Annotated in this window: 3 protein-coding genes; all 3 read left to right on the top strand. The window is 39.0% G+C overall.

Annotated elements, in window-relative coordinates; genetic code table 11:
* The coding region (gene fabG / locus V7D75_RS12935) for a 3-oxoacyl-ACP reductase FabG (RefSeq protein ID WP_333614882.1) at positions 1–706 on the top strand (706 nt) is incomplete at its 5' end.
* Between the two features lie 307 nt (positions 707–1013).
* Entirely contained in the window at positions 1014–1250 is a 237-nt protein-coding gene (gene acpP / locus V7D75_RS12930) for an acyl carrier protein (protein WP_068034635.1), read from the top strand.
* 384 nt (positions 1251–1634) lie between these two features.
* Positions 1635–2144, top strand: a complete 510-nt coding sequence (gene lysM / locus V7D75_RS12925) for a peptidoglycan-binding protein LysM (protein ID WP_333614881.1) — start codon at positions 1635–1637, stop codon at positions 2142–2144.
* Positions 2145–2261: the final 117 nt, after the last annotated feature.

Genomic DNA, 2261 nt, shown 5'->3' with positions numbered 1-2261 from the left:
GACGGGGGCGAGCCGCGGTATCGGTAAAGCGGTCGCCAAACGTTTTGCCAAAGAAGGACACTTTGTCATTGGCACCGCGACCACCGAAAAAGGCGCAGCACTTATCGAAGAATACTTAAACGATAGTGGCGGTATTGGGCGCGTGCTAGACGTGCGCGATACGGCGCAGATTGATAAGTTATTTGAAGAGATCGAAAGTGTTTACGGTGCCGTACAAGTGCTGGTTAATAATGCCGGTATTACTCAAGATGGCTTATTGATGCGTATGAAAGATGAAGATTGGGACAATGTTGTCGATACCAATCTGACTTCGGTTTATCGTATGAGTAAGCGGGCAGTACGCGGAATGATGAAAGCGCGTCGTGGTCGTATTATCAATATCACTTCTGTGGTTGCACAAATGGGCAATGCGGGTCAATCTAACTATGCGGCCACTAAAGCCGGCGTCGAAGGCTTTAGCCGAACGCTAGCACGCGAAATCGGCTCACGCCAAGTGACGATTAACTGTGTGGCACCGGGTCTTATTGAAACCGATATGACCGATGAGCTTGACGAGCGCCTACTTAACTCAATGCTTGATGCGGTTCCAATCAGCCGTCTTGGTCAGCCAGAAGATATCGCCGCCGCTGTATTTTTCTTAGCAGGCGATGAAGCCAGCTATATTACTGGCGCGGTTATTCCTGTTAATGGCGGTATGTACATGTAGGATTAGAGTTTATTATTCTAATTCAGTGTTATTTATTATTATAACGGTGCGTTACATAGTTATAATAAAAAACTCTGTGAACGAGTGTAAACTATAATAAAGGGTGCTATAATAGCGGATACTTTTTTGTCAAAGCCCTGTATGATAGCTAGGTTTTAGCAGACATTAGTCAAAACGTATAATTGGTTATCTGTCTACCAGACAGCCGTGATAATGTGACCAGCCCATTTTATATATATTGCCATAGCGCTTTATCATAAGACTATGGCAATTTGTCGAAATAATAGATCAAAAAGGAGAAATCTACATGAGTAATGATACCGAGCTAAGAGTTAAATCTGCGGTAGCGGAACAATTAGGTATGAACGTTGAAGATATCAACAATGATGCTTCATTCATGGAAGACTTAGGCGCTGATTCATTAGACCTAGTTGAATTGGTTATGTCATTCGAAAGCGATTTCGGCATCACTATCCCTGATGAAGATTCAGCAGAACTAACGACTGTTCAAAAAGCCATTGATTACGTACAAGCGCAACTGTAATTAATCATTCGCTTAGTAAGTGTGCTATGACCGTTTATCTTGATAAGCGGTTTTTTTGTTTTACTACTTATATCTACTCAGTTGACTGTCATATTCAAACAATAGCTATTAATGTTAAAGTTACATAAGCTACGCCAAATCAACATTACTCAACATACTATTACTAGAGACGGTATTTACCTTTGTCTATACTAAGAATGGTAAGCAGTAATAAGGTGATATTTCTTATGGTGATATTTCTTATATCGATGAAACCTTAACCACTGTTCAGAGATAAAAGTTATGTCCATATATAGGCGATGCGAGAGTGACAAACGTTAAATACATTGCCTATTAAAACAATAATGATAAATAATAGATAACAATATTTTAAGGAGCAATTTTATGGGTATGTTCAGTTTTGCAAAAGATATTGGTGAAAAGATTTTCAACCGTGACGATTCTAAGCATGACGCTAAAGCGGAAACCAAAGCGGATGCTAATACCCCAGTTCAAAGCACAGAGCCTTCTGCTCAGTCAGTTGCCAATATTCTACTACGCCGTATTCAGCAGCAAAATCTGAATATCAGTAATCTAAAAGTAAAGTATAATGGTTCTACAGATACAGCCGAAATCAGTGGTAAAGCTAAGACACAAGCGGATCGCGAAAAAGCCATTATCGCTATCGGTAACGTGCAAAATGTTGCTAAAGTCATTGATAATATAGATATTGAAGAAGATGCGCCTGAATCTACCATGTACACAGTAAAATCTGGCGATAGCTTATCTAAAATTGCCAAAGAAGTGTATGGTTCAACTGGCGATTATATGAAAATATTTGAAGCCAATAAACCAATGCTTTCTGATCCCGATAAGATTTATCCAGGTCAAGTTCTACGTATCCCTAAACCATAACACGCTATTGAATAGCTAGAATTAAATGTTTAAAGATAAGAATTTTTTAAACATAAATATTCAGAATTATATACCAATAAAAAATGCCTCTTATCATACTAAGAGGCATTTTTTTGC

The organism is Psychrobacter sp., from assembly GCF_036731945.1.
Taxonomy (GTDB): domain Bacteria; phylum Pseudomonadota; class Gammaproteobacteria; order Pseudomonadales; family Moraxellaceae; genus Psychrobacter.
The sequence above is the reverse complement of the archived record's forward strand: the minus strand, read 5'-3'. Positions and strand labels throughout refer to the sequence as shown.

What these genes read in the sequence shown, in the direction of transcription:
- acpP (WP_068034635.1), top strand. Translation starts at nt 1,014, where the DNA reads ATGAGTAATGATACCGAGCTAAGAGTTAAATCTGCGGTAGCGGAACAA.
- lysM (WP_333614881.1), top strand. Translation starts at nt 1,635, where the DNA reads ATGGGTATGTTCAGTTTTGCAAAAGATATTGGTGAAAAGATTTTCAAC.